The organism is Bradyrhizobium neotropicale, assembly GCF_001641695.1.
In the GTDB taxonomy this organism is placed as follows: domain Bacteria; phylum Pseudomonadota; class Alphaproteobacteria; order Rhizobiales; family Xanthobacteraceae; genus Bradyrhizobium; species Bradyrhizobium neotropicale.
In genome coordinates, this window is record NZ_LSEF01000047.1 from 110,273 (window position 1) to 135,009 (window position 24,737).

At 65.4% G+C, this 24,737-nt stretch carries 30 protein-coding genes and 1 tRNA gene; 15 read left to right on the plus strand and 16 right to left on the minus strand.

The window, feature by feature from the left end; translation table 11 throughout:
• Nucleotides 1–239, minus strand: a 239-nt coding sequence (locus AXW67_RS44050; RefSeq protein ID WP_245315559.1) for a glutathione S-transferase N-terminal domain-containing protein, incomplete at its 3' end; no start/stop codon positions are given.
• Nucleotides 240–445: 206 nt separating this feature from the next.
• On the opposite strand from AXW67_RS44050, the gene gtdA reads away from it, so the two are divergent.
• Nucleotides 446–1,486: a gentisate 1,2-dioxygenase gene (gene gtdA / locus AXW67_RS15430; RefSeq protein WP_027553493.1), complete on the plus strand. Its 1,041-nt coding sequence runs from the start codon at nucleotides 446–448 to the stop codon at nucleotides 1,484–1,486.
• A gap of 125 nt (nucleotides 1,487–1,611) precedes the next feature.
• Here gtdA and AXW67_RS15435 read toward each other — a convergent pair whose 3' ends face one another.
• From AXW67_RS15435 to AXW67_RS15450, 4 genes are all read right to left on the minus strand, one after another.
• A complete protein-coding gene (locus AXW67_RS15435; RefSeq protein WP_063678569.1) occupies nucleotides 1,612–2,436 on the minus strand; it encodes an ABC transporter permease in 825 nt (274 codons plus the stop codon).
• Nucleotides 2,429–3,202, minus strand: a complete 774-nt coding sequence (locus AXW67_RS15440) for an ABC transporter ATP-binding protein (RefSeq protein ID WP_027553491.1) — start codon at nucleotides 3,200–3,202, stop codon at nucleotides 2,429–2,431. The genes AXW67_RS15435 and AXW67_RS15440 overlap by 8 nt, the downstream gene beginning before the upstream one ends.
• Before the next feature lie 180 nt (nucleotides 3,203–3,382).
• Complete coding sequence (locus AXW67_RS15445) at nucleotides 3,383–4,387, minus strand: ABC transporter substrate-binding protein (protein ID WP_063678570.1); 1,005 nt, start codon at nucleotides 4,385–4,387, stop codon at nucleotides 3,383–3,385.
• Nucleotides 4,388–4,406: 19 nt separating this feature from the next.
• Nucleotides 4,407–5,771 carry an FAD-dependent oxidoreductase gene (locus AXW67_RS15450; protein ID WP_063678664.1) on the minus strand — a complete coding sequence of 455 codons (1,365 nt, stop codon included), beginning with the start codon at nucleotides 5,769–5,771 and terminating at the stop codon, nucleotides 4,407–4,409.
• Between the two features lie 112 nt (nucleotides 5,772–5,883).
• Here AXW67_RS15450 and AXW67_RS15455 point away from each other — a divergent pair, with 112 nt between their 5' ends.
• A complete protein-coding gene (locus AXW67_RS15455) occupies nucleotides 5,884–6,765 on the plus strand; it encodes a LysR family transcriptional regulator (protein WP_063678571.1) in 882 nt (293 codons plus the stop codon).
• A 66-nt stretch (nucleotides 6,766–6,831) separates the two neighbouring features.
• Nucleotides 6,832–7,104, plus strand: coding sequence for a hypothetical protein (locus AXW67_RS15460; RefSeq protein WP_082907898.1), 273 nt, complete (start codon nucleotides 6,832–6,834; stop codon nucleotides 7,102–7,104).
• Between the two features lie 13 nt (nucleotides 7,105–7,117).
• Here the strand turns inward: AXW67_RS15460 and AXW67_RS15465 are convergent, their stop codons facing one another.
• Nucleotides 7,118–7,921: an enoyl-CoA hydratase-related protein gene (locus AXW67_RS15465; RefSeq protein ID WP_063678572.1), complete on the minus strand. Its 804-nt coding sequence runs from the start codon at nucleotides 7,919–7,921 to the stop codon at nucleotides 7,118–7,120.
• A gap of 161 nt (nucleotides 7,922–8,082) precedes the next feature.
• Here AXW67_RS15465 and AXW67_RS15470 point away from each other — a divergent pair, with 161 nt between their 5' ends.
• Nucleotides 8,083–9,057: a ketopantoate reductase family protein gene (locus AXW67_RS15470; RefSeq protein WP_027553485.1), complete on the plus strand. Its 975-nt coding sequence runs from the start codon at nucleotides 8,083–8,085 to the stop codon at nucleotides 9,055–9,057.
• Nucleotides 9,058–9,060: 3 nt separating this feature from the next.
• On the opposite strand, the gene AXW67_RS15475 is transcribed toward AXW67_RS15470, so the two are convergent.
• On the minus strand, nucleotides 9,061–9,768 hold the full coding sequence (locus tag AXW67_RS15475) for an alpha/beta hydrolase family protein (protein WP_063678573.1): 708 nt from the start codon (nucleotides 9,766–9,768) through the stop codon (nucleotides 9,061–9,063).
• A 126-nt stretch (nucleotides 9,769–9,894) separates the two neighbouring features.
• Here AXW67_RS15475 and AXW67_RS15480 point away from each other — a divergent pair, with 126 nt between their 5' ends.
• Nucleotides 9,895–11,040: an acyl-CoA dehydrogenase family protein gene (locus tag AXW67_RS15480; RefSeq protein ID WP_063678574.1), complete on the plus strand. Its 1,146-nt coding sequence runs from the start codon at nucleotides 9,895–9,897 to the stop codon at nucleotides 11,038–11,040.
• Between the two features lie 4 nt (nucleotides 11,041–11,044).
• Here the strand turns inward: AXW67_RS15480 and AXW67_RS15485 are convergent, their stop codons facing one another.
• On the minus strand, nucleotides 11,045–11,929 hold the full coding sequence (locus AXW67_RS15485; protein ID WP_063678575.1) for a LysR family transcriptional regulator: 885 nt from the start codon (nucleotides 11,927–11,929) through the stop codon (nucleotides 11,045–11,047).
• A 102-nt stretch (nucleotides 11,930–12,031) separates the two neighbouring features.
• On the opposite strand from AXW67_RS15485, the gene AXW67_RS15490 reads away from it, so the two are divergent.
• From AXW67_RS15490 to AXW67_RS15500, 3 genes are read left to right on the plus strand one after another with little or no spacing between them, the layout of a single operon-like run.
• A complete protein-coding gene (locus tag AXW67_RS15490) occupies nucleotides 12,032–12,460 on the plus strand; it encodes a DoxX family protein (RefSeq protein ID WP_063678576.1) in 429 nt (142 codons plus the stop codon).
• Between the two features lie 18 nt (nucleotides 12,461–12,478).
• Entirely contained in the window at nucleotides 12,479–12,943 is a 465-nt protein-coding gene (locus tag AXW67_RS15495) for a DsrE family protein (protein ID WP_063678577.1), read from the plus strand.
• Nucleotides 12,936–13,538: a TlpA family protein disulfide reductase gene (locus AXW67_RS15500; RefSeq protein ID WP_063678578.1), complete on the plus strand. Its 603-nt coding sequence runs from the start codon at nucleotides 12,936–12,938 to the stop codon at nucleotides 13,536–13,538. Before AXW67_RS15495 ends, AXW67_RS15500 begins: the two co-directional genes overlap by 8 nt.
• 90 nt (nucleotides 13,539–13,628) lie before the next feature.
• Here AXW67_RS15500 and AXW67_RS15505 read toward each other — a convergent pair.
• A tRNA-Arg gene (locus AXW67_RS15505) sits at nucleotides 13,629–13,705 on the minus strand.
• Between the two features lie 141 nt (nucleotides 13,706–13,846).
• On the opposite strand from AXW67_RS15505, the gene AXW67_RS15510 reads away from it, so the two are divergent.
• Entirely contained in the window at nucleotides 13,847–14,200 is a 354-nt protein-coding gene (locus AXW67_RS15510) for a VOC family protein (protein WP_063678579.1), read from the plus strand.
• Between the two features lie 108 nt (nucleotides 14,201–14,308).
• Nucleotides 14,309–14,602 carry a GYD domain-containing protein gene (locus AXW67_RS15515; protein ID WP_063678580.1) on the plus strand — a complete coding sequence of 98 codons (294 nt, stop codon included), beginning with the start codon at nucleotides 14,309–14,311 and terminating at the stop codon, nucleotides 14,600–14,602.
• A gap of 57 nt (nucleotides 14,603–14,659) precedes the next feature.
• On the opposite strand, the gene AXW67_RS15520 is transcribed toward AXW67_RS15515, so the two are convergent.
• The 4 genes from AXW67_RS15520 to AXW67_RS15535 all read right to left on the minus strand — a co-directional run bounded on the left by AXW67_RS15520 (nucleotide 14,660) and on the right by AXW67_RS15535 (nucleotide 17,975).
• Nucleotides 14,660–15,616, minus strand: a complete 957-nt coding sequence (locus tag AXW67_RS15520) for a tripartite tricarboxylate transporter substrate-binding protein (RefSeq protein ID WP_063678581.1) — start codon at nucleotides 15,614–15,616, stop codon at nucleotides 14,660–14,662.
• Between the two features lie 47 nt (nucleotides 15,617–15,663).
• Entirely contained in the window at nucleotides 15,664–16,035 is a 372-nt protein-coding gene (locus AXW67_RS15525; protein ID WP_063678582.1) for a cupin domain-containing protein, read from the minus strand.
• 18 nt (nucleotides 16,036–16,053) lie between these two features.
• Nucleotides 16,054–16,692: an RraA family protein gene (locus AXW67_RS15530; protein ID WP_063678583.1), complete on the minus strand. Its 639-nt coding sequence runs from the start codon at nucleotides 16,690–16,692 to the stop codon at nucleotides 16,054–16,056.
• 254 nt (nucleotides 16,693–16,946) lie between these two features.
• A complete protein-coding gene (locus tag AXW67_RS15535; RefSeq protein WP_063678584.1) occupies nucleotides 16,947–17,975 on the minus strand; it encodes an alpha/beta hydrolase in 1,029 nt (342 codons plus the stop codon).
• A 210-nt stretch (nucleotides 17,976–18,185) separates the two neighbouring features.
• Here AXW67_RS15535 and AXW67_RS15540 point away from each other — a divergent pair, with 210 nt between their 5' ends.
• Complete coding sequence (locus AXW67_RS15540; protein WP_063678585.1) at nucleotides 18,186–18,803, plus strand: hypothetical protein; 618 nt, start codon at nucleotides 18,186–18,188, stop codon at nucleotides 18,801–18,803.
• Between the two features lie 88 nt (nucleotides 18,804–18,891).
• Here the strand turns inward: AXW67_RS15540 and AXW67_RS40510 are convergent, their stop codons facing one another.
• Both AXW67_RS40510 and AXW67_RS15545 read right to left on the minus strand, forming a co-directional pair.
• Nucleotides 18,892–19,107 carry a hypothetical protein gene (locus tag AXW67_RS40510; protein WP_082907899.1) on the minus strand — a complete coding sequence of 72 codons (216 nt, stop codon included), beginning with the start codon at nucleotides 19,105–19,107 and terminating at the stop codon, nucleotides 18,892–18,894.
• 28 nt (nucleotides 19,108–19,135) lie between these two features.
• Nucleotides 19,136–20,143 carry a 2-dehydropantoate 2-reductase gene (locus AXW67_RS15545; protein WP_063678586.1) on the minus strand — a complete coding sequence of 336 codons (1,008 nt, stop codon included), beginning with the start codon at nucleotides 20,141–20,143 and terminating at the stop codon, nucleotides 19,136–19,138.
• Between the two features lie 171 nt (nucleotides 20,144–20,314).
• Between AXW67_RS15545 and AXW67_RS15550 the strand changes: the two genes are divergently transcribed.
• Together AXW67_RS15550 and AXW67_RS15555 are read left to right on the plus strand one after the other, a co-directional pair.
• Nucleotides 20,315–20,917, plus strand: a complete 603-nt coding sequence (locus AXW67_RS15550) for a YidB family protein (protein WP_027553470.1) — start codon at nucleotides 20,315–20,317, stop codon at nucleotides 20,915–20,917.
• Nucleotides 20,918–20,956: 39 nt separating this feature from the next.
• Complete coding sequence (locus tag AXW67_RS15555; RefSeq protein ID WP_082907900.1) at nucleotides 20,957–21,229, plus strand: GlsB/YeaQ/YmgE family stress response membrane protein; 273 nt, start codon at nucleotides 20,957–20,959, stop codon at nucleotides 21,227–21,229.
• Between the two features lie 228 nt (nucleotides 21,230–21,457).
• Here the strand turns inward: AXW67_RS15555 and AXW67_RS15560 are convergent, their stop codons facing one another.
• Nucleotides 21,458–22,243, minus strand: a complete 786-nt coding sequence (locus AXW67_RS15560; protein ID WP_063678587.1) for an SDR family NAD(P)-dependent oxidoreductase — start codon at nucleotides 22,241–22,243, stop codon at nucleotides 21,458–21,460.
• A 250-nt stretch (nucleotides 22,244–22,493) separates the two neighbouring features.
• On the opposite strand from AXW67_RS15560, the gene AXW67_RS15565 reads away from it, so the two are divergent.
• Complete coding sequence (locus AXW67_RS15565) at nucleotides 22,494–23,558, plus strand: acyl-CoA dehydrogenase family protein (protein WP_063678666.1); 1,065 nt, start codon at nucleotides 22,494–22,496, stop codon at nucleotides 23,556–23,558.
• A 16-nt stretch (nucleotides 23,559–23,574) separates the two neighbouring features.
• Entirely contained in the window at nucleotides 23,575–24,735 is a 1,161-nt protein-coding gene (locus AXW67_RS15570) for an acyl-CoA dehydrogenase family protein (protein ID WP_027553465.1), read from the plus strand.
• Nucleotides 24,736–24,737: the final 2 nt, after the last annotated feature.

The window sequence follows — 24,737 nt, forward strand, 5'->3', positions numbered from 1 at the left end:
GGGTTCGGATGGGTCTCATCGAGCCATTCGATGATGGCGACCGACTGGGTCAGCACCGCACCCGCATCGCTCTCCAGTGCCGGCACAAGCCCCTGGGGGTTGATGGCGAGATAGGCGGGCGCGCATTGCTCGCCCTTGCGCAAATGATGCGGCAGATGCTCGGCGCCGAGCCCCTTCAGGTTCAGTGCGATCCGCACGCGATAGGCGGCGCTGGAGCGGAAATAGCCGTGCAGCTTCATCGGAACCCTCCCTCTCTTTTTAGTCTGTCATTGCGGGCGACGCGCCAGCGTCGAGCCCGGAATCCATAACCACCATCGGGAGTATGGATTCCGGGCTCGCGCCTTGCGGCGCGCCCCGGAATGACGGCGTCTAGCATTCATCACTGATTGACGCTACCCAGATCGTAAGTATACTGTCAAATTAGAAAACAAACAGGAGGCGCGCCATGGAAGCCGTGACCAAGACGCCGGAACGCGAGGCGTTCTACCGGAAGATCGACGGCGAAAATCTCACCGCGCTCTGGACTGTCATGAGCGACCTGATCACGCCGGAGCCGAGGAGCGCCTGCCGGCCGCATCTCTGGAAGTTCGACGTCATCCGCGACTACATGACAGAAGCCGGCAAGCTAATCACCGCCAAGGAAGCCGAGCGGCGCGTGCTGGTCCTGGAAAATCCGGGCCTGCGCGGGCAATCCAAGATCACGACGTCGCTCTATGCCGGCGTGCAGATGGTGGTGCCCGGCGACGTCGCGCCCGCGCACCGGCACAGCCAGTCGGCGCTGCGCTTCGTGCTCGAGGGCAAGGGCGCGCACACCGCGGTCGACGGCGAGCGCACCGCGATGGAGCCCGGCGACTTCATCATCACGCCGTCGATGACCTGGCACGATCATTCCAACGAAACCAACGAGCCGATGTTCTGGCTCGACGGTCTCGACATCCCCCTGGTGCAGTTCTTCGACTGCTCCTTTGCGGAAGGCTCCAAGGAGGACCAGCAGAAGATCACGAAGCCGGCCGGCGACAGCTTTGCCCGCTACGGCCACAATCTCTTGCCCGTCGACGGGAAGCGGAGTTCGAAGACCTCGCCGATCTTCAGCTATCCCTATGCCTACACCCGCGAGGCGCTGGAAAGCGCCAAGGCGCGCGAGGAGTGGGATGCCTGCCACGGCCTGAAGCTGAAATTCAGCAATCCCGAGACCGGCGATTTCGCGATGCCGACCATCGGCACTTTCATCCAGCTGCTGCCGAAGGGTTTTACGACCGCACGCTACCGCTCGACCGACGCGACCGTGTTCTGTCCGATCGAAGGCAAGGGTCGCACCCGCATCGGCGAGGCGACGTTCGAGTGGGGCCCGCGCGATCTGTTCGTGGTACCAAGCTGGCACTGGGTCACGCATGAGGCCGACGCGGACGCCGTGTTGTTCAGCTTCTCCGACCGCCCCGTGCAGCAGAAGCTCGATCTGTTCCGCGAGGATCGCGGGAATGCGTGAGGGCTTACCTTCGTAGGGTGGGCAAAGGCGCACCTGCGCCGTGCCCACCATTTCCCTGCGAATGAGGTGGACGCGGTGGGCACGCTGCGCTTTGCCCACCCTACGGGTCCGTCGTCCCGGCGAAGCTATCGCCAGTGCAACAGCTTCGTCTCGAGCAGATTGATCACCTTCCCGACCGCCAGCCCGAACACCGACAGGATCACGACGCCCGCAAGCAACTGATCCGTCTGCATGAGATTGCCGGCCTGGAGCACGAAGGCGCCGATGCCGTATTGGGCGCCGATCATCTCGGCACTGACGACCAGCAGCAGCGCGACCGAGGCGGTGATGCGGAAGCCGGCGAGGATCGAAGGCAGCGCGCCCGGCCAGATCACCTTCCGAACGATGGTGGCGAACGGCACATTGAAACTCTGCGCCATGCGGATGAGATTGCGCGGCACGGCATCGACGCCGCTATAGACCGAGATCGCGGTCGAGAAGAACACGCCGAGTGCAATGGTCGCGATCTTCGGCTCTTCGCCGATGCCGAGCCAGAGGATCAGCAGCGGCAGCAGCGCGATCTTCGGGATCGGGAACAAGGCGGAGATGAACGTGATGCCGACACTGCGCGCAAGGCGCGACAGGCCGATGGCGAAGCCGACGGCCACGCCCGCCGCGGTTCCCAGCAGCCAGCCGACACCGATGCGCAGCAGCGAAGCGGAAAGGTGCTGCCAGAGCGCCCCCGAAATCGCGAGCTCATAGATCGCGCGCGCGATCGCCGACGGAGCTGGCAGGAACAGCGGATTGACGAGACCGGCACTGCCGGCCGCCTGCCACACCGCGATGACGAGCGCGAGCGCGATCCAGCCGCCGAAACGGCTGCTCGCGGGCACGAACCCCGCGCCGCGGAAGCGGACGCGCCGGGTCGTTTCGTCTTTCGCCGATGTTTCCGCTGCCGCACGATCAAGCATGCTGGACCTCGCGCTCGGCATCGATCGCCTCGTTACGGATCAGCGACCAGATCTGGTTCTGGAGCGCGAGCAGCTTTTCCCGCGCCGACGTCTCACCACGCGCCGCGCGCGTCATCGGCACGGTGACGACTTCGCGAATACGCCCCGGCCGCCGCGACAGCACGACGATGCGGTCGGCGAGCCGCGCCGCCTCTTCGAGATTGTGCGTGACGTAGACCGCGCCCATGCCGCCGTCGGCGAGCAGGCGGACAAAATCTTCCATCAACAGCTCGCGGGTCTGCGAATCCAGCGCCGACAGCGGCTCGTCCATCAGGAGAATGGCGGGCTTGACGGCGAGCGCGCGCGAAATGCCGACGCGCTGGCGCATGCCGCCGGAAAGCTGCTTCGGATAGGTCTTGCGGAAATCGGTCAGACCCGTGCGCCGCAGGGCATCGTCGACCAGCGCGCGGCGCTCGGCCGACGAGAGATGGGTGTGCAGCAGCGGGAATTCGACATTCTCCTCCACCGTGGCCCAGGGCAGCAGCGCAAAGTCCTGGAACACGAAGGTCAGCGGATTGAGACTGTCCGCCGGCGGCGCCCCGCGCAGCTCAGGCGCCCCCGAGGTCGGCTGCAATAACCCGCCGAGGATCGACAGCAGCGTGCTCTTGCCGCAGCCGGATGGCCCGACGATCGCCACCACCTCGCCCGCTCCGACCGTGAAGGAGACGTCGTCGAGCACGGCGAGGTCGCCGAAGCGGTGGGTGATGTGGTTGGCGATCAGGTCCATGTCACACGCTGCTCCCTGATCCGTCACCCCCGCGCAACGGCGAAGTCGTTGTCGCTGGAGGTGCCGGAGCGAAGCGGAGGCCTCGAAGGGCGACGGCCGCGCCGCATCCCGGCCGTGCATCCTTCGAGGCTCGCTTCGCGAGCACCTCAGGATGACGGGGATGGTTATTCGCCTGAGGCATCAATCCGCCTTCACAAAATCCTTGGCGATGATCGCGTTGGCATCGAAGCCCTTGTCGGCAAAGCCCTGCTGCTGCAGCCACTTGATCTGGTTGTCGACGTTCTTCACATCGAGCTTGCCGTCCGGATCGATATAGGCGCAGTTGCCGACCACCTGCTCGAGCGGCAGATTGGTGTATTTCGCGATGATCTCCAGCAGCGGTTTTGTCCGCTCGTTGATCGGCACGACGCCGTCCTTCATGGCGGCGAGGATCACGTCGTGATATTCGCGGTCAGCCTTGGCGAGCGCGCCGAGCAGCTTTGTGACGAGTACCTTGTTGGTGAGCGTCTTCGGCGAAGCGAATATCGCGCCCAATTGCCAGGGCGTCTCGTCGCCGACCCAGCCCAGGAATTTCGCGCCGCCCTCATCCATCAGCTTTCGCGCGGTCGAGACCGGAAGCAGCGCGGCATCGACCGTCTCGCCCTTCAGCGCCGCCGCCGCATTCGACAGCGATTGCAGCGGCACAATCTTCACGTCGGCGAGCTTGAAGCCGTATTTGTCCGCGAGCAGGCCGAGCGAATAGTGGAAGGAGGAGCCGACCTGCGTCACCGCGACCCGTTTTCCGGCGAGGTCCTTCGGCGACTTCAGCCCGGCGGCATAGGCGTTGTTGCTGGCGAAATAGCCGATCAGGGGATAGCCGGCCTTCTCGCGGCTCATGCCGCCGATCACCGTCAGCGTGCCCTTGCCGGCAAGATTGTAGAGGCCGGCGGTGAAGGCGGTGATGCCGAAATCGACGTCGCCCGAGGTGGTGGCAACCGCAATCGGCTGCGCCGCATCGAAAAATTTCAGCTCGACCTCTAGGCCGGCCTCGCGAAAGTAGCCCTTGTCCTGCGCGATGAAGACGGGCGCGGACGAAGACAGTCTGAGCACGCCGATCTTGGCCTTCAGCGCCTCCTCGGCCTGCGCCGATCCAATCGTCGTCAGCGCCAACAGAACAGCTACTGCGAACCGCGCAACCCAACCCATCCGGCTTCTCCGTCGTTTCTTACAGCCCTTCGGGCACGGTCTGGTCCCGCCCGATGAAGGCGCCCTGTTGTTTCAACGTTTCCTGCAATTTTTCAACCGGGATGTCACGCGGGATCCGGTTTCCGGCGAGCGCCAGCGCGGCGGCGGAACCGGCCGCCTCACCCATGACGAAACAGGCACCGGAGACCCGCGCCGCCGACTGCCCCTCATGGGTCATCGAGGCGCAGCGGCCGGCGACCAGAAGATTGTCGACGCCGTCGGGCACCAGCATGCGATAGGGCAGCTCGTTATAGCCGCGCGACTCCGGGATCGGCGGGAAGGTGAAGACGACGTCGCCGGGAACATGAGCCTCGATCGGCCAGCCATTGACGCCGATCGAATCCTCGAACGAGGCGCAGCCGAGCACGTCCTCGCCGCTGAGCTGATAGCCGCCCTTGATGCGGCGGGTCTCGCGGATGCCGAGCTGAGGCGGCAGGTCGACGATGTAGGATTTTTCAAAGCCCGGCACGGTGCGCAGGAATTCGAACGCGGCGAGCGCCTGCTTGCGGCCCTCGATCTCGCCGCGGGTGAGATCGTCGGGCTCGATGCCGTTGATGGCGTGGCCGTCCTCGCGCGCTACTTGCGTGAAATTCACCCGCCATTCGATCCCTGATTTCTGCGGCCGCACGATCGCGCTTTTGCGCGGGAATTTGTGCGTGCCGGCGGCGATGGCCATTTCCATCAATTGCGGGATGGTCCGCCAGGCCTCGCCCGCCCGCTCGGGATCGATGCCGTTGAGACGGAGCATCATCGACGGGTAGAGCGGATGGCCATGCGCGTCGCCGACCTCGAACGGCGCGCCCGCCCAGACGGCGAGATCGCCATCGCCGGAGCAGTCGATGAAGATTTCAGCGCGAACCGCCTGCCGCCCGGCCTTGGTCTCGACCATCAGCGCGTCGATGCGGCGGTCGTCACCCATCACCACGCCGGCGCCGAGGGCGTGGAAGAGGATGTGCACCTTGTGGCTTGCAAGGAGTTCGTCGGCCGCGATCTTGTAGGCGGCGGTGTCATAGGCCTGCGCGAAGACCTTGCCGAGGATCAGATGCGGAGCGTTCAGGCCGTTCAACCGGTCGATCCGGGCGAGCAGCTCGGAGGCCATGCCCTGCACCAGGCGGTGGGCCTTGCCGTAGACATTGCCATGCAGACCGCAGAAATTGGTGACGCCGGCTGCGGTGCCCATGCCGCCGAGAAAGCCGTAGCGCTCGATCAGCAGCGTCCGCCGCCCCGCGCGCGCGGCTGATGCCGCCGCCACGATGCCGGCCGGTCCGCCGCCGAGCACGACGACTTCATACTCGCCGTAGAGCGGCACCTGGCGTGCTGGTTCCTCGATCGTCGTGGCCCGCATGGCGCGTCCCATCCCTGAAAATCCTTTGCTTGGGCCCGACTATGAATTAACGCGGGTGAGGCTACAATCCACCAAAATACGCGATCAGTTTTCGCGAATCGAGAAAGGTCGAATGGACATACTGGTGAACCTTCAGGCCTTCCTCGCCACCGCTGATGCGGCCGGCTTTTCCGCCGCCGCGCGAAAGCTCAACGTCTCGACCTCGGTGGTCGCCAAGCGCGTCACGCAGTTGGAGGCGCGGATCGGCACGCCGCTATTCCACCGCTCGACGCGGCAATTGCGGCTCACCGAGGCCGGTCAACGCTATGTCTACCGCGCACGCGGCGTCGTCGCCGACGCCACCGACCTGCTGTCGCGGATGGGCGAGAAAGGCCACGACCTCGTCGATCACCTGCGCATCAAGGCGCCGACCTCGCTCACCGTGGCACGGCTCGCCGACGCCTTCAGCACCTTCCAGACCAAGAACCCGCGACTGAAACTCGAGATCGTGCTGATCGATCGCCCGGTCGATCCGGTGACAGAGGGCTTCGACATCGCCATCGGCGCCTTCCCGCATTCATTCGGAGGTGTCGTCGACGAACCGCTATGTCCGCTGAAGCGGCTGCTCTGCGCTTCACCCGCCTACTTGAAGAAACACGGCACGCCAAAGCATCCGCGCGACCTCGTCGATCATCGCTGCCTCAGTTTTCTGCCGACCGGCCCCGAATGGATTTTTGACGGACCGCGGGGTCGCATCAGCATCCAGGTCAGTCCGCTGCTCGCCTCCAACGAGGGACATGTGCTGGCGCGCAGTGCGATCGCCGGCAATGGCATCGCGCTGATCTCGCATTATCTCGTCGCGGATGCCTTGCGCGCCGGCACGCTCAAGCCGGTGCTGCGCGACTTTCCGATTCCCGAGCTGTGGGTGAAGGCCGCCGTCCCCGAGCGGCGGCGCAATGCGGCCGCGGTGCAGGCGCTGCTCACCCAGCTCAAGACGTCGCTTGCGGCGCTGTGATACCGTCGCGCTGCTGTCACAACATGGCGGTTGCTCCAGGCCATCGGACCTGAGAGAAGAGGCGCCATGGATTCGACGCTTTTGAAATTCGCTCTTCCTGCCCTGATCGCCGTCCTGATGTCTGCCGGTCCCGCCTCGGCGCTGGAGCAGAACTGCCGCTTCATCCAGGCCAAGGCCGATCGCGAAGCCTGCTACAAGCGCCAGGAGGAAGAACTGGCCGCGCGGCGCAAACCCGCGACGCCGACCGACGAGAGCAAGACGCTCGAATCGGTGCGGCAGATGCGCCAGGACGACGAGGCCGTATATCGCAGCATCCACGGCATCTGCCGCGGCTGCTGAGCAGCCGACGCGGTTACGCCTTGCGCGGCTCCCAATTCCCCGCGCGCTTCTCGGCGAACGATGCCAGCCCTTCCGCCGCTTCCGCGCTCTGGCGTTTCACTGAATGCAGGTGCACGAGCCGCTTGTAAGCCGCATCATCCACGGCCATTCCGCCGAACGAGCTCTCCAGCGCCAGCCGCTTGGTCTCGGCCATCGCCTCCGGTCCGTTGGCGAGCAATTGCTCGACCACCTTGGCGCCGGCGGCATCGAGATCGGCAAGCGGCACTACGTCATGGACGAGGCCGATGCGGCGGGCGTCCTCGGCGCCGAAACGCTCGCCGGTGAGCGCATAGCGGCGCACCTGCCGCACGCCGATGGCATCGCAGAGCTGCGGGATGATGATCGCGGCAGTCAGGCCCCAGCGCACCTCGGTGATGGAGAACAGCGCGTTGTCGGCCGCGATCACGACGTCGCAGGCCGCGATCACGCCGGTACCGCCACCAAAACAGCCGCCCTGCACCAGCGCGACCGTCGGAATCGGCAGCGTGTTGAGCCGCTGCACTGCCTCGAACGTCGCCCGGGACGCCGCCTCGTTCGCCTCAGGCGATTGCGGCCGCACGCCGTTGATCCATTTGAGGTCCGCGCCGGCCTGGAAGTGCTTCCCGTTGCCCCGCAGCACCACGACGCGAAGGCCGGGCTTCTTGCCGAGATCGTCCATGGCCGCGAGCACGCCCGCGATCAGCGCGCCGTCATAGGCGTTGTTGACCTCGGGCCGGTTCAAGGTGACGGTCGCGACGCCGCGCGCATCGAGGGTCCACAGGACGGGGCTGGCGGTCATCGGTGATCCTCCGGTCGTTTGTTTGCCGCGCACTATGGCCGAGGCCGCGCGTCCTGATCCATATCTTTCCGTGGTGGGGCGGTCGCGCCCATCGCATGGCGGGTTGTGCCATGCTGGGGTCGGGCAGCAGGCACGGGATTCCAGGGACGGGACATCACACCATGCGCATTTGCATTTTCGGCGCGGGCGCCGTCGGCAGTCATCTTGCGGTACGCCTCGCACGCGCCGGCCATGAGGTCTCATGCGTGATGCGCGGCGCGCATCTCGAAGCGGTGCGCGCGGGCGGCCTCAAGCTGCGCGTCGGCGATTCCGAGGTCGGCGCCAAGGTGAACGCCTCCGGCGATCCGGCCCAGCTCGGTCCGCAGGACGTCGTGATCAGCACACTGAAAGCCACCGCGCTTCCGGGACTGGTCAGCAGCATCAAACCGCTGCTCGGCGAGGACACCGCGATCGTCTTCGCGCAGAACGGCATTCCCTGGTGGTACGGGATCGGCCTGCCGCCACGACACCCGACACCGCCCGATATTACCTTCCTCGATCCGGGCGGGCGGCTGCGCGCCTGCATCCCGAAAGAGCGGATCGTCGGCGGGGTGGTCTTCTCCTCCAACGAGGTGGTCGCACCCGGCGTGGTTCAAAACCTCACGCCGGACCGCAACCGCCTGCTGATCGGCGAATGCGACGACCGCAATTGCGAGCGCATCACGAAACTCCGCGGCGTCCTGAACGATGCGCGGCTGGAATCGCCGCCGGTGGCGGAGATCCGCGAGGCGATCTGGTCAAAGCTGCTGACCAACATGTCGCTGTCGGTGCTGTGCCTGCTGACCGGCCAGACCGCGCGCGGCGTGCGCGACGACCCCGCTTTCACCGACGTCATCCCGCGCATGCTGAACGAGGCCAACGAGATCGCGCAGCACTTCATTCCCGAGGTCAAGCGCGTGACGCGAAGTGGCCCCGCCCCCAACCACAAGCCGTCGCTGCTCCAGGATTACGAGCTCGGCCGCGCCATGGAGATCGACGTGCTGGTGAAGGCCCCCGCGGCCTTCGCCCGCGCAGGCGGCCTGTCGACGCCGACGCTCGACCTGATCGCCGCGCTGGCGATCCAGAAGGCGCGCGACAAGGGCCTCTACGCGGCCTGAACCTCAGGCAATCTCGTCGATCCAGGCCGTGAGCGTGTCGAGCACCTCCGCAAGCGCTTCCTCATTGCTGCGGCCGGACTTTCGCAGCACGGCGAAGGAGTGATCGCCGCCGGCGACCTCATGCAGCCTGGCCTTTGGGCCGAGCGTCTCGATCACGGGCTTGAGGTAGCCGAGATCGGCGAGCCCGTCTCGCGTGCCTTGGAGGAACAGCATGGGAATGGCGACGCCGCCAAGGTGCTCGGCGCGCTCGGTCGATGGCTTCTTGTCGGCATGCAGGGGAAAACCGAGAAAGGCGAGCCCTTTTACGCCCGGCAACGGCGCCTTGGACTGCGCCTGCGAGGTCATGCGACCACCGAACGATTTTCCGCCGGCGATGAGCTTCAATCCCGGGCAGAGCCGCGCCGCCTCCTCGACAGCCGCGCGGATGGTGGCGTGTGCAACGGCCGGCTGGTCTGGACGCCCCTTGCCGTTCTCCATATAGGGAAAATTGAAGCGAAGCGACGCGATGCCGCGGTCCGCGAGGCCCGCCGCGACCTTGTCCATGAACGCATGCCGCATATCGGCGCCCGCGCCGTGCGCCAGGACGTAACAGGCGCGCGCATTGTCCGGCTGCATCAGAATGGCGGAGACGGTGCCGATGCGCTCGATGTCGAGCTTGAGCTCTTGGGTTTTAACGGTTTGGGTTTTGACGGTTTGGGTTTTGACGGCCAAAATCAGACATCCCAACAAGACGCGTATCCGGCCGCCTTGGTAGCGTCACCGGCGCAGCCTGAAAACACAATAATTGTCGCCGTGCGCTGGACTACCAAGCCGGCAGCCGCATCAACCGAGGTTTCCATGTCCTACCGCTCCTCCTGGATGACCGAAGAGCTCGACGTCTTCCGCGACCAGTTCCGGAAATATCTTGCCAAGGACCTGGCGCCGCACGCCGAGAAATGGCGCGAGCAGAAGATGGTCGACCGCTTCGCCTGGCGCGGGCTCGGCGAGATGGGCGCGCTGCTGGCGAGCGTGCCCGAGGCCTATGGCGGCCTGGGTGCGACCTTCGCCTACGATGCCGCCGTGCTGGAAGACCTCGAAAGCACGGTGCCGGAGCTGACGACCGGCGTCTCCGTGCACAGCGCCATCGTCGCCCACTACATCCTCAACTACGGCTCGGAGGAGCAGAAGACGCGTTGGCTGCCGAAGATGGCATCGGGCGAGATGGTCGGCGCCATTGCCATGACCGAACCCGGCACCGGCTCGGACCTGCAAAGCGTCAAGACCACCGCGAAGAAGCAGGGCAATTCCTACGTCATCAATGGCCAGAAGACGTTCATCACCAACGGCCAGGCCGCCGATCTCGTCATCGTCGTCGCGCGCACCGGCGAGGTCGGCGCCAAGGGCATTTCGCTGATCGTGGTCGAGACCGCGGGCGCGGATGGCTACAAGCGCGGGCGCAACCTCGACAAGATCGGCCTGCACGCCTCCGACACATCCGAGCTGTTCTTCGACAACGTCGCGGTGCCGCCGGAAAACCTGCTCGGCCGGGAGGAAGGCCAGGGTTTCGTCCAGTTGATGCAGCAATTGCCGCAGGAGCGGCTGGCGCTCGCGGTCGGTGCCGTCGCCTCGATGGAACGGGCGGTCAAGCTCACCACCGACTACACCAAGGAGCGGACCGCCTTCGGCAAGCCGCTGATGGATTTCCAGAACACCGCCTTCAAGCTGGCCGAGCGCAAGACCGAGGCGATGATCGCGCGCGTCTTCGTCGATTGGTGCATCGAGCGCCTGGTCGCAAAAGACCTCGACACCGTCACCGCCTCGATGGCGAAATACTGGTGCTCGGAGAAGCAGGTGCAGACCGCCGACGAATGCCTGCAGCTCTTCGGCGGCTATGGCTACATGCAGGAATACCCGATCTCGCGCATCTTCATCGATTCCCGCATCCAGAAGATCTATGGCGGCACCAACGAGATCATGAAGCTCCTGATCGCGCGGTCGTTGTAGCCTGCTATCTCATCCGCCTGTCGGCGGCGATGAAGTCGATGAAGGTCCTCACCTTCGCGGAGAGATATTTGCGGCTCGGATAGACCGCGAACAGGCGCCCCTCGAAGATGACATCGTCGGGCAGGATGTGCTCGAGACGGCCGGCGGCGATGTCGTCGGCGACCAGCCATTTCGGCAGGAAGGCGAAGCCCATGCCCTCCAGCGCTGCCATGTGAAGCAGCGTTTCGTTGCCGCTGCGCAGGACCGGATTGAGCTTGACGGTTTCGACGCCGCGCTCGCTCGTGAATGAGAAGCTATCGCCGGGATAGAGCGCATAGTGCAACAGCGCCTGACCGGCGAGGTCGGCCGGCTTGTTCGGGCGGCCGGCGCGATCGAGAAACGCGGGGGCGGCGACCAGGTAGAATGCGACCCTGGTGATCGGCCGCGCGATCAGGGCCTCGTCGGGCGCGCCGGTTGCGCGCAAGGCGAGATCGAATCCCTCCTCGACCAGATTGACCAGCCGACCGCTGAGGTCGACATCCAGGCACACCTCCGGATAGCGGGCCTGATAGTCGGCCAGTACGCCTGCGAATATCGCGTTCGCCATCCACACCGGCGCGGTCAGCCGCAGCGTACCGCGCGGAACGACGGTCGCCTTGCTCACGGCGGCTTCGATCTCGTCGAGCGAATCGAGCATCTGCCGCGTCTGCTCGAAATAAAGCGTCCCGCTTTCGCTCAGGCTCACGCGCCGGCTGGTCCGATTGAGGAGCCGCGTGCCCAGCCGCTTCTCGAGCTGCATCACGTGCTTGCTCGCCATGGCGGGCGAGATGCGCAGGCGCTGGGCCGCGGCCGCAAAGCTCTTCAGCTCCGCGACCAGGCAGAACACCCGCATACTGACCAGCGAATCCATGAGATCATCAACATTCAGGAAAGGAACCTATCCCGGAACATATAATGATTAAATCTGGTGAAATCATCAAATGGTGGCGACCGTCAACAACCGGAGACCACCATGTCCATCACCGCCCTCGAGACCGCCACGCCCGGCCGCGCCCTCCGCATCGGCCTCTGGATCGCGCAGATCCTGATTTCCTTCGTCTTCATCTCGGCCGGCTTGGTCAAGCTGCTCACGCCCATCCCGCAGCTTGCCGCGATGATGCCCTGGGCGGGCGAGTATTCCGAAACCTTCGTGCGCTTCGTCGCCGTGGTCGATCTCGCCGGCGGTATCGGCATTCTGCTGCCGGCGCTGACCCGGATCCTGCCGCGGCTGACCGTGCTGGCCGCGCTCGGCTGCGCCGTGCTGCAGGTCCTCGCGCTGGTCTTCCACATCTCGCGCGGCGAGGCCCCGGTCACCCCGCTCAACGTCGTCCTGCTGGCGCTCGCCCTGTTCGTGCTGTGGGGACGCAACGGCAAGGCGCCGATCGCACCGCGTCAGGTCTGATACGCGGGCACGCCAACCGTGACGACACTTTCCAACCGATTGTCGCGCCGGGGCTTGCTCGCCGGCGCCTCGATCCTCACGGCCGGCGGCACCGCCGCGGCCAAGGAGGATCGTCTCGTCGACGGCGTCGTCATCCTGATCGACAGCAACGAGCCTTATGTCATGGGACACGCCGTCAGCTACTCGGCCAACCTCGCCCGGCATTTTGCCGAGAAGGGCACGAAACTGCTGATCGAGGTCGTTGCCAACGGCAAGGGCATCGACGTATTCCGGGCGGACAAGAGCACGCTGACCGAACCGCTCGCAACGCTGCGCCAGTCGCTGCCCAACCTCAGTTACAGCATGTGCGCGTCATCCAAGGCGATCGCGGAGGCCAAGGAGCAGATCTCGATCCCGCTGATTGCCGGCGCGAGCCTCGTGCCCTTCGGCATCGGACGTGTGGTCGAGCTGCAGCTCAAGGGCTGGGCCTACATCCATGCATGAGAGATCTCGCAAGAAGGGCCCGGCCTTGTCGCGGCGATCGCTCCTGATCGCCGCGCCGGCACTCGTTACGTCCTTACGCGCAAGCGGCGCGCAAGCCGAGCCGGCCTGGCCGCCGATGTTCGAAACCGGCCGCAGCCAGTTCACGGTCGTGCGGCCGCGCGCGCCGATGCCGCAGCTCCGGCTTCAGGACCTGCATGGCAAGGACGTCGTCGTGACGGCGAAACCGGGCCGCATCACGCTGGCCAATTTCTGGGCGACATGGTGCGCCGCGTGCCGGCTCGACCTGCCTGCGCTCGCCAGCCTTGCCGGATCGCGGCCGGACCGGCTCGACATCGTCGCGATCTGCACGGACACGAAGGACCTCAAAAAGATCCGCACGTTTCTCGGGGGCCTCCCCGTGCAAAACCTCGCCTGCTACGTCGATGCGTATGGCGTGACGGCAGAGGCGTCCGCCTCCATCTTCAGGCTCGTCGGCATGCCCATCACCTATCTCGTCGGAACGAGCAATCACCTCGAGGGCTACATCACCGGCGCGCCCGACTGGCTCTCGCCGGCCGGCACGCGGTTGCTGCAATTCTATCGCGAGCAGGCCTGACCCCGGTCCCGTCGGATGCCACCAGCGGCAGCCGATGACCTCCAGCTCGCGCCGGAGCGTGGCCAATGGGGATGATGGCACATGACAAAATGGCGATCCCGGGATGACTCGAACATCCGACCTACGGTTTAGGAAACCGCCGCTCTATCCGGCTGAGCTACGGGACCGCGGAACCCGCGGGGCGGGCTCGGCCTCCTCATAGCAGAGCAGGATAAGGTTCGCCAGCCGCAAGGCGGCCCGGACCATCGTCAACCCAAGCAAGGCGGCTGTACAATCGTGCCCAGGTCCCTCCCGGCGGAGCAGTTCACATGATCGAAAGCATCAGCGCCATCACGCTCGGCACGCATGACATGGGGCGCGCCGTGCACTTCTACCATTCGCTGGGGTTCGAGCTCCTGTATGGCGGCGATGCTGCTGCATTCACCAGCTTTCGCGCCGGCACCGGCTATCTGAATTTGACCGCGCAGCCGGACGACAAGCGCTGGTCCTGGTGGGGCCGCGTCATCTTCCATGTTGCCGATGTCGACGCGATCTACGAGCAGGCGCGCGCCGCCGGGTGGCAGCCGTCGACCACACCGCGCGATGCGGAATGGGGCGAGCGCTACTTCCATCTCATCGACCCCGACGGCCACGAGCTCAGTTTCGCGCGGCCGTTGTCCTGACCGGATAAGTCGCATCCGCTGACGTTCCCAACGCGCAAGTGGCGCGGTCTCGGCCGCCGTGGCAAACTCGGCGCGGTTTCCTCATGCGAGTAACCAGGGAGGACGACCATGGTAACCTATGTCGTGCTGGGGAATTTCACCGATCAGGGAGTCCGCAACGTCAAGGACTCGCCGAAGCGGGCCGACGCCTACAAGGAGATGGCCAAAACGTTCGGCGTGACCGTGAAAGAGATCGTCTGGACGCAGGGACGATATGACGTTGTGACCGTTCTGGAGGCTCCAGACGAGGCTGCCGCGATGTCGCTCAGCCTCAGTCTCAGCGCACTCGGCAATGTCCGCACCGAAACGCTGCGCGCGTTTTCGGCTGCAGACATGACGAAGATCGTCGGCAAGATGCTCTGACGCTTAAGGCACGCGCGAGGCACCGGACCTGGGATGGCAATCCCGGGAGGAGGCTTCTCATGCCCTGATATTATTCTCGCGCACCACCTTGCCCCAATAGGCGACCTGCTTGTCGAAGAAGGTCTTGAATGCGGCACCATCCTCGAGCAGCAACGTCATCTGCTGTGTCTCCTTGAGCTGCGCGGCGGTCGCGGGCTCGCTCAGGATCTCCTTGGACGCCGTCGCGAGGCCTGCGACGATGTCGGGAGGCGTTCCGGCAGGCGCAAAGATGCCCCACCAGGCCAGCGTCTCGAAATCCGGAAAGCCGGCCTCGATCGCGGTCGGCGTGTCCGGCAGGAGCGGCAGCCGCTCGCGGCCGAGTTGCAGGATCGGCCGCAGCATGTTGGTGCCGAGCTGGGCGCCAACCAGCGCCGCCGATCCCGCGATGAGATCGACATGGCCGCCCAGCACGTCGTTCATGGCAGGCCCACCGCCGCGATAGGGCACGTGGGTGATCTCGACGCCGGCCTTGCTGCCCAGCACGGTCATCGCGAGATGGCCGAGCGTGCCGATGCCGACGGAGGCATATTTCACCGCGCCCGGCGTCTGCTTGCAGGCCGCGACCACGTCGGCAAAGCTCTTGTAGGGACGGCCGGCGTTGGCGGCGATCACATAAGGTGCCGTGCCGACCAGGAGGACAGGCATCAGCTCGCGCTCGACGTCGACCGGCGGCTTGTCGAGGATCGACGGGATCACCGCATGCGAATCGAAGGTCACCAGGAACGACGAGCCGTCCGGCGGGCTCTTTGCGACCTGCGCCGCGCCGAGCGCGCCGGCGGCGCCCGACTTGTTCTCGACCACGACGATGCGATTGAGCTTGGTTTGCAGATTGCTCTGCAGCAGCCGCGCCATCGCGTCGGTCGAGCCGCCCGGTGGAAACGGCACCACCAGCGTGATCTTGCCGGCCTGCGCTGCCGCCGGCGCCATCGCGAGGATGGCCGGTGCGGCCAGCAGCGCACGTCGTGTGATGCTCATGGTCTCCCTCCCCTTTTTTTGCGCTTTGCTTTTTGCTTTTGAGCGCTTCAGATCGTCCCGAAACCGGACCCCGGTTTTCTGTATTCGGGCCGCGGTGGACTAAAAATGTCCAGCACGCGGGCGCCGTCGGGGCCGGCGCGCATGGTGTGCGGCACGTTGCCCGGCGTGCGCCAGAAATCGCCCTTCCTCACCGGAATTTCCTCGCCGCCCTGGACCCGGACCGCCGAGCCCTCGAGCAGCACGCCCCATTGCTCCTCGGGATGATGATGCAGCGTACCTTGCGCATGCGGCGCCAGCGTCACCACCGACAGCATCGCCTGCTCGCCGGAGAAGATGCGCGTGGTCAGGCCCGGCCCGAGCTCGCGGAAGAGACCATCACTCGGATTGTCGAGATTGTGGAATTCGTCCTTCTGGCTCACGCCGTCCTCCCCTCTTGATCAGGATTTTCCATAAGAGCCCTGGTAGCGGCCCTCGCGGATCGCCTTCAACGTCTCCTCCTCGCGCAGGATCTGGGCGCGCACCGCTTCGAGCAGCCCAGCGGCGGTCGCGGCGGGAAACGACACCACGCCGTCCTCGTCACCGACCACGATGTCGCCGGGCGAGATCACCGAGCCGCCGATCGAGACCGGCACGTTGATCTCGCCGGGACCGTTCTTGTAGGGGCCGCGATGAATCACCGCGCGGGCGAAGCAGGGAAAGTCGGACGCGGCGAAAGCCGCGACGTCACGGATCGCCCCGTCGATGACGTAACCTTCCGCTTTGCGCCATTCGGCGATGTTCTTCATGATTTCGCCGACGAGGGCCCGCGTCTCGTCGCCGCCGCCGTCGACCACGATGACATCCCCAGGCCCGACCAGTTCGAGCGCGCGGTGGATGGCGAGATTGTCGCCAGGACGCGTGCGCACCGTGAAGGCCGTCCCCACCAGCTTGCCGCCGCGATGAAACGGCTTCAGCCCGACCGCTCCAGGCAGGCGGCCGAGATTGTCCGAAATGATCGAGGTCGGCGCGCTCCTGAATCCCTCGATGATGTCAGCCGGCGGCTTCGGCACGCCGTTCGCAGCGATTGTAATTGTCATGAAAGTCCGGTCCTTCCGTGATTTTCGTTAGTCGACATGTGGCCCGCGCCTTCAACGGAATCCGGAACGCGCGCCCGCTCCTTCATCCACGCCGCGCGCTCGTCGCGCAACAGCGTGCGGCGGACTTTTCCGGGATCATCGCGCTGCGAGCAGCATCAGGCGATTCCACTTCGTCTTCTTGTTGGTGTCGCCCCAGGGCGAGGCGCCACGAGCCGAAGTGTAGCAGCCGCGGCGGCTGCTTCAAGCCATCCGCATCAACGCTCCGCCGCGCAGCCCGGCAGATCGAACAGGGCTTCGAGGCCGCATTTCGAGGTCAGCATTTTCTCGCCGTCATGGCCGACGCCGGCGACGTCCCACACGCGATGATTGGGCGTGCCATTGTCGCGCTTGGCCATGATGTCCGCATAGGCGTGGCCGCGGGCGTAGCGATTGGCGCCTTGCGCCTGGGCCATGCAGCTCTTGTCGAGCGCGGAATGCTCGGGATTGGTATCGAGGGTGCCGAGCAGATAGATCACCTCACGCTCGACATAACGCTGCTCGAGCGCGGCCGGGGTCGCGTCCGCAAGATAGGACGGACGATCGCCCATGCCGTATTTCCAATTGTTGTAGCCGGGGCAGGATGCTGCGATGGACGGCTTCGGCCGCTCGGCGCCGAAATAGGCGTAGGACGAGGGATTGGCGATGACATAGCGGACATCGATATGTTGACGCGACAGAGCCGCTTCGCCCCTGCCGGCGATGGCGTAGCGCTGCGCGACCTGCCCGCCGCCGGAATGTCCGGCGACCACGACCTGCTTCAGGTTCGGGAAGATGCGCCGGTCGGAGAGTTTGGCCAGGATCGCATCGAGCGCTTCGAAGGAAGATAGCGGGTTCGGCGCGAGCGCAGCGTCGCCGCCTTCCCATCCCGACAGCGACCAGCGCAGCGTGTCCGCGGGCAGCTTATGCGCTTCAATATCGATCTCTGCCAAGAACTGCGGCACGATCATGAGCGCGCTCTTGCCGACGTCGCCCGCAGCGAGCTGCGCGGTATGGGCTGATATGTAATATTCGTCGGCGTTGCGCAGGCGTCCGTGCAGCACGATGATCGCGCGCGAGATCGCCGGCAGCGGCATCGACCAGTCACTGGAGAGATAGAGCGGCAGAATGCCCTGGCCGCCGACCGAGAGCCGCGTGTCGGCGATCGCCCGCACCGGCTTGCGGTTGAGCGCATCCTCGTCCGCGGCAAACGCATGGCCGCAAATCAACGCCATCGCGATTGCTGCGAGACGGGCCAACGCTCTCATGTCCGACGTTTCCCTTCGAATTCAGATCCATAGAACTCTAAGCGCATCGCATGCCGCGCGGCTGTGACTCCTCGGCCACGTCAAGCAAAAAATGTCAGCAACACAGACGCGAAATTCCCGGGTTCCATGGGTGACAAGGCGGCAATAAACGGGCAAAAATCCGGTCCGATTCAGTTCGGGTTGAGTCCCCTAGAGATTACCCTTGTAAGAATGTCGTCTGTGATTGCATGGCGTCGTGCGGCGCTGCTCGCCGTTGCTTCGGCAGGACTGGTCCTGCCGATGTCGCATGGCCACGCCCAATGGTGGAAGCGCGCGCCGGTCGACTTCGAGGAATGCGCCGACGCCGCCGAGAAGTCCGCCACCAAGGCGGAGAAGACGGCAGCGCTTGCCGATTGCAACGCGAAGTTCGCCGGGCGCCGCAAGGCGGGCGGCGGCTACACCTATTACGACTTCCTGCAGGACCGCACCTTCGACATCGCCGGGCCCAACCCGACTCCGGAGGAGCAGAAGAAGATCGACCAATCCTACACAACCTATCTCGCCAACGAGCGCCGCAAGAATGCCGTGGCGGAAGTCACGGCGCGCCAGCAGCGCGAGCAGCAGGAACAACAGCTCCAGCGGATCGCGCTGCGCAGCGAGGCTGAGCGGGTGCCGGTCCCTGTCGAGCGGCCGAAGGTCCAGCAGACCGTCGGCGGGCCGCGACCAAAGGGCGCAGCCTGCACCAAGGGCTCGTTCTCCTGCGAATGGCCACGGCTGTCCGAGGGATTGAACGAGCTGAAAAAGCTGTTCAACCCGACAACACCGAGCAAGCCGGCGAAGAAGGGCTGAGCTGTTGCTCCGTCAACGCGGGCGCTATCGATAGATTCCGCGGTATGGGTCTGGCGTTCGCCAGGACGACGACTGAGGATGCGGCGCCTCAGTTCGTCCGCTTCTTCTTTTTGTTTTTGTGCTTGGGTGTAGTCACCGGCGGATTCACCGGCGCCGTCGCCGTGCCACTCAGTGCCGACCGGCTCTCCTGCAATCGTCTGTCATAACCAGGTGATGGCGTGACGGTCGGTGGCCGGGCCTGAGCGAAGGTCGACGCGCCGCAGAGCGCGGCCAGCGCGAGACCCATCGTCAAACAAGGTTTCATCGCGCTCCTCCTGTCGGCCTGCGCGAGATCACGCCGCGCCCCTGATCTGTTGCGGCGTCAGCCTCGGCGGGCCCTGGCCTGCGCTTTCGGCTTCCCTGATCAACGCAACAATGCGGCGCGACAGCGGCACGTTGACGCCGTTCCGCTCGGCCAGCGCGATGATCGCGCCCTGGAGATAGTCGATCTCGGTCTTTCGCCCCTGCTTCAGATCCTGCCACATCGAGGAACGCGCCTCGGGATCGATCTTCATGGTTCGTCCCAGGATCAGATTGAAGATGGTATCCGGCAGCCGCAGCAAGGTCGGCGTCCAGTTCGGCGGGATCGGCGTCGCCGACACCGGCGTGATGCCGGCGGCCTTCATCGCGGCCAGCCCCTCCGCCATCTGATCGGCAAACAGCCGCCGCCATTCGCGGCTAGCCAGTTGCGCGGCGAGCGGCAAGTCGGACAGCGCGCTGAGCGCGTTGTTCAGGTTGATGATCAGCTTGCCCCATTGCACGCCGGTGATGTCGCTGTTGGCGCGCATGGCGAGGCCGGGCACCGCTAGTTCGAGAGCCGTATTGGCCTCGTCCGCTTCGACATGGATGTCGCCGGAGGTCGAACGGTGGAAACGCCCCTCACCCATCGCGATCACGTTGAACGGCACCATACCGGCGAGCACACGCCGGCCACCCAGGCGCTGTCGCAAAACCGCGACGTTGCCGACGCCGTTCTGAAGCGAGACGATGACCGCATCCTGCGGCGCATGTTGCGCGATCTGATCGGCCACGTCAGCGGTGTCGGCGCTCTTCACCGTGACCAGCACGATGCCGGCGCTGTGGAAGATCGACGGATCCTCCGACAGCGCGAGCTGGCCCGCGCCGAGCCTGGTCTCGGACCCGTCGAAATCGGTCAGCCGCAGGCCGAACCGCTCGATCTCGGTCTTCACCCGTGGCCGCACCAGCAGCGCGACGCGGCGGTCGCCGGCCGCAAGCATGCCGCCGACAAAACAGCCGATGGCGCCCGCGCCTGCCACCACGATCGGTCGATCCGTAACCACGCCCTGCTCCCCCCTGAACCGACGTCTCGATAGCAGAGGCGAGGCCGGCTGCCCATCGCGGGTTGCGCCGCATCTGCCTTGTAACCGTCATGAGAGCCTCATATGTTTTTGCCCCGGGGGGGCCTGTCACCGGCGAGAGCTCGCCGAAGGTGAACGCCAAAGGAGAGCACCATGGGTCTACTCGACGTCCTCAACGGCATGCAGAACGGCCCGCGCGGTCCGAGCACGCCAAGCTCACAAGAATCCTCCGGCGGCATGTCGCCGATGACCATGGCGATCCTCGGCCTGCTCGCCTGGAAGGCATTCAAGCATTTGACAGCCGGTCAACCTGATGCGGCACCGGCGCCACAGCAGCGGTCACCGTTGCCGCCTCCGACCCCTGCGAATGCGGGCGGCGCAGTTCTTCCCGGCGGGCCCGGTGGTAGCGGCGGTCTCAGCGATCTGCTCAAGGGCGGCCTCGGCGGCCTGCTTGCGGGTGGTGCGGCCGGCACCGTGCTCAGCGGCGGCCTCGGCGATCTCCTCAACCAGCTCCAGCAGGGCGGTCACGGCGAGACCGCGAATTCCTGGGTCGGCAAGGGCCAGAACAAGCCGATCGCGCCCGGCGATCTCGCCAATGCACTCGGCGCCGATCAGATCGAGAGCCTCTCCGCCCAGAGCGGCCTGTCGCGCGAGGAGCTGCTCTCGGGCCTCAGCCAGTACCTGCCGCAGGTGGTCGACCATCTGACGCCGGACGGACGAGTACCGACCGAGGACGAGATCTCGGGCAGAATTTAATCGAACTCTGATCTACGCTTCAGGAAGGGGAGCACTGACATGAGCATGGGCGGCCTGTTGTGGATCATCGTCGTCGGCTTCATTGCCGGCCTCATCGCGCGCTTTCTGGCACCGGGACCAAACAATCCGAGCGGCTTCATCCTCACCACCATCCTCGGCATTGCCGGCGCATTCCTCGCCACCTTCGTCGGCCAGGCCATCGGCCATTACAGCCCCGACCAAGGCGCCGGCTTCATCATGGCAACGATCGGCGCTGTGGTGGTGCTGTTCATCTGGCACCGGCTGGTCGCGAGCGGCGTGATCAAGGGGTGACGCTTCAAAGCGTCGCCGAAGAGAGGCGCACTGCCTCCCCATCGTCATGCCCGGGCCTGACCCGGGCATCTCCGTCTTGTTCTCCGCAGAAGCCCTCATGCTCCGTCATTGCGAGGAGCTCTTGCGACGAAGCAATCCAGACTATCACCGCGGACGCTTTCTGGATTGCTTCGCGGAGCGCGTCATCGGGCCGCGCTCCGCGCGGACCCGTTGGCTCGCAATGACGAGCTAAGTAATCAAATGCAGCCCGGCATCCATGCGCACGATCTCGCCGGTCATGTTGCTCGACGCCGGCGTCGCGAGGAAGCAGACGAGCTGCGCGATATCCTCGGCCGTTGACGCGACCTTCAGCGGCACCTTCGCCACCACGTTGTCGCGCACCTGCTTCGCCGCATCCTCGCCGCGGCCCTTGGTGAACCAGGGCGTGTCGATATAGCCGGGGCACACCGTGTTGACGCGGATGAGGGGCGCAAGCGCGCGCGCCAGCGAGAGCGTGATGGTGTTGAGCGCGCCCTTGCTCGCGGCATAGGCGATCGACGAGCCGACGCCGCTGATGCCGGCGACCGAAGACACGTTCACCACCGCCGACGGACGTCCTGACGCATTCGCGCCGGCCTCGAGCAGGCTGCGCGCAGCGCGCACCATCTGGAACGGGCCGATGGTGTTGACCCCGAACAGCCGCTGGAAATCCTCCGACGACAGCCCTTCGAGATTGCCGTGAGCGACATGCTTGGTGGTGCCGGCATTGTTGATGAGCACGTCGAGCCGGCCCCAGGGCGCGGCCACCCCGACGATCTTGCGGCAATCCTCATCGCGCGAGACGTCGCCCTGCGCGACCACAACCTCAGCCGCGCCCGCCTTGCGGCAGGCTTCCGCGGTGGCCTCGGCTTCCTTCTGGCTCGAGGAATAGTTGATGACGAGCCGCGCCCCACTCCGCGCGAGAATTTCCGCGGTCGCCGCGCCCAGCCCGGATGCGGACCCCGTCACGATTGCGCACAAGCCGTCCTTTGCCATCCGGATTTCCTTCCCCTGTCTTGAATGCAAGCTCTTCGATGCACTGGGCTCTGTTTAGCGAGTTTGCCGCGCCCTGCAAATCGAGCAAACTCCGCTAAGCGGAATTAGCCCTTCGCCCATGTCGCCGCCGCAGATGGACCTGCGATCAACGCTTGTCACGGCCATGGCTTTTTCCGATCATCGGGCGCAAGAAGAACCCGCGCGCCTGCCCACGAGCCGGTCGCGCCAATGGAAAAACACGGGGAACGCTGTGGCGGAGAGTGACAATATGGTCGTCGAGACCGCGGAGAAGATCTTCGCCGATCTTGCCGATCCGCAAACCATCAACAACGACAAGAAGGACGCGTGGAGAGCGCCGCTGTGGCAAGCGCTGAGCGAAGCCGGACTGCCGCTGTCCTGGGTGCCTGATGACCTCGGCGGCTCCGGCGCCAGCCTCGCCGACGGCTTCGCCCTGCTCAACGCCGCCGGCCGTTTTGCGGTCGCGGTTCCCCTCGCCGAAACCATGCTCGCGGGCTGGCTGCTCGCGCAGGCGAAGATCGCCTCGCCCGACGGCGAGATGACGGTCGTGCCGGCAAGCCCGAAGGATCGCATCACGCTCAACCCTGACGGCTCGCTCTCCGGCCGCGCCCGCGGCGTGCCGTTCGCAAAAGCGGCCAAGCATTTTGCGGTGCTGGCGCACGGCAAGGACGGCATCTCGATCGCGCAGGTCGACGCCGCCAAGGCGCGGATCGAATCCGGGCTCAATGTCGGCTACGACCACAGCGACACCATCACGCTCGACAAGGTCCAGCCCGTCACCATCAAGCCGGCGCCAAAGGGCTTTGACCAGACCAACTTGATGCTGATGGGCGGCGTTGCGCGCAGCCTTCAGATCGCCGGCGCGCTGGAAGCGATGCTCGACATCTCCGTGCGCTATTCCAACGAGCGCGTCGCCTTCGAGAAGAAGATCTCGAAATTCCAGGCGGTGCAGCACAATCTCGCGCGGCTCGCGGGTGAATCCGCCGCCGCGCTCGCGGCCGCAACCTCGGCCGCCGATGCCATCGCGAACGCCAAGGCCTTCGACGACGAAGTTTATCTCGAAGCCGCCTCGGCAAAGATCCGCTGCGCCGAAGCCGCGGAAAAGGGCGGGGCCATCGCGCATCAGGTGCATGGTGCGATCGGCTTCACCATGGAACACATCCTGCACCGCTATTCGCTGCGGGCGCTGGCCTGGCGTGACGATTTCGGTTCGGAGAGCCACTGGGCCGTCGAGCTCGGCAAGCTGGTTGCGGGTCGCGGCGCCGATGAATTGTGGCCGCTCGTGGCTTCGCGCTGATCAGGGGACGAGATCTATGACCGCTGCCCTCCGTTTCGATCCGATCCGCCTGCCGCCCGAATGCGAGCAATTGCGCAAGGAAGTGCGCGCCTTCCTCGCGGAAGAAATCGCCGCCGGCACCTTCGATCCGCACAAGCCTAACCGTGAGGACACCGACGCGCCGGAATTTTCCCGCCGGGTCGGCGCCAAAGGCTGGCTCGGGATGACCTGGCCGAAAAAGTATGGCGGCCAGGAGCGCTCCTTCCTCGAGCGCTATGTGGTGACGGAGGAGATGCGCGTCGCCAACGCGCCGACGCGTCGCTTCTTCGTCGCCGACCGCCAGAGCGGGCCGGTGCTTCTGAAGTATGCGCCCGAGCATATCAAGATGGAGATCCTGCCGCGCATCTGTCGTGGCGAGATCTGCTTCGCGATCGGCATGAGCGAGCCGAATTCCGGCTCGGATCTGTTCGCGGCAAAGACGCGCGCGACCAGGACCGACGGCGGCTACCTCATCAATGGCACCAAGATCTGGACCTCCTCGGCGCATATCGCCGACTACATGATCGCGATCTTCCGCACGTCACAGCCGACCAAGGAAAACCGCCGACACGGCCTGACGCAGTTTTTGGTCAAGATGAAGCAGCCGGGCATCAAGGTGAACCCGATCGGCCAGATCACCGGCCAGTACGAGTTCAACGAGGTCGTCTTCACCGACTTCTTCGTTCCCGACGATCACGTGCTCGGCGAGGTCGACGGCGCCTGGAAGCAGGCGACATCGGAGCTCGCCTATGAGCGCAGCGGCCCCGAGCGTTTCCTCGAGACCTACTACGTGCTGACCGAGCTCGTGCGCGCGGTCGGTCCCAACCCGGACACGCGCAGCGCCGAAGGCATCGGCCGGCTCGTGGCGCAGCTCCACACCATGCGGCGCATGTCGGTGTCGGTCGCCGGCATGCTGCAAGCCGGCAAGGAGCCGGTGGTGGAGGCCTCCATCGTCAAGGACATCGGCACGGTGTGGGAGCAGCAGCTTCCGCATCGCGTGCGCGATCTCGCCGCCTTCGTCGAGGAGACCGCGACCAACCGCGAGACGCTGGAGCGGCAGCTCGACTTCGCCATCAAGACCGCGCCGAAACTCACCATCCAGGGCGGCACCACCGAGGTGCTGCGCGGCATCATCGCCCGCGGGCTTGGTCTGCGCTAATT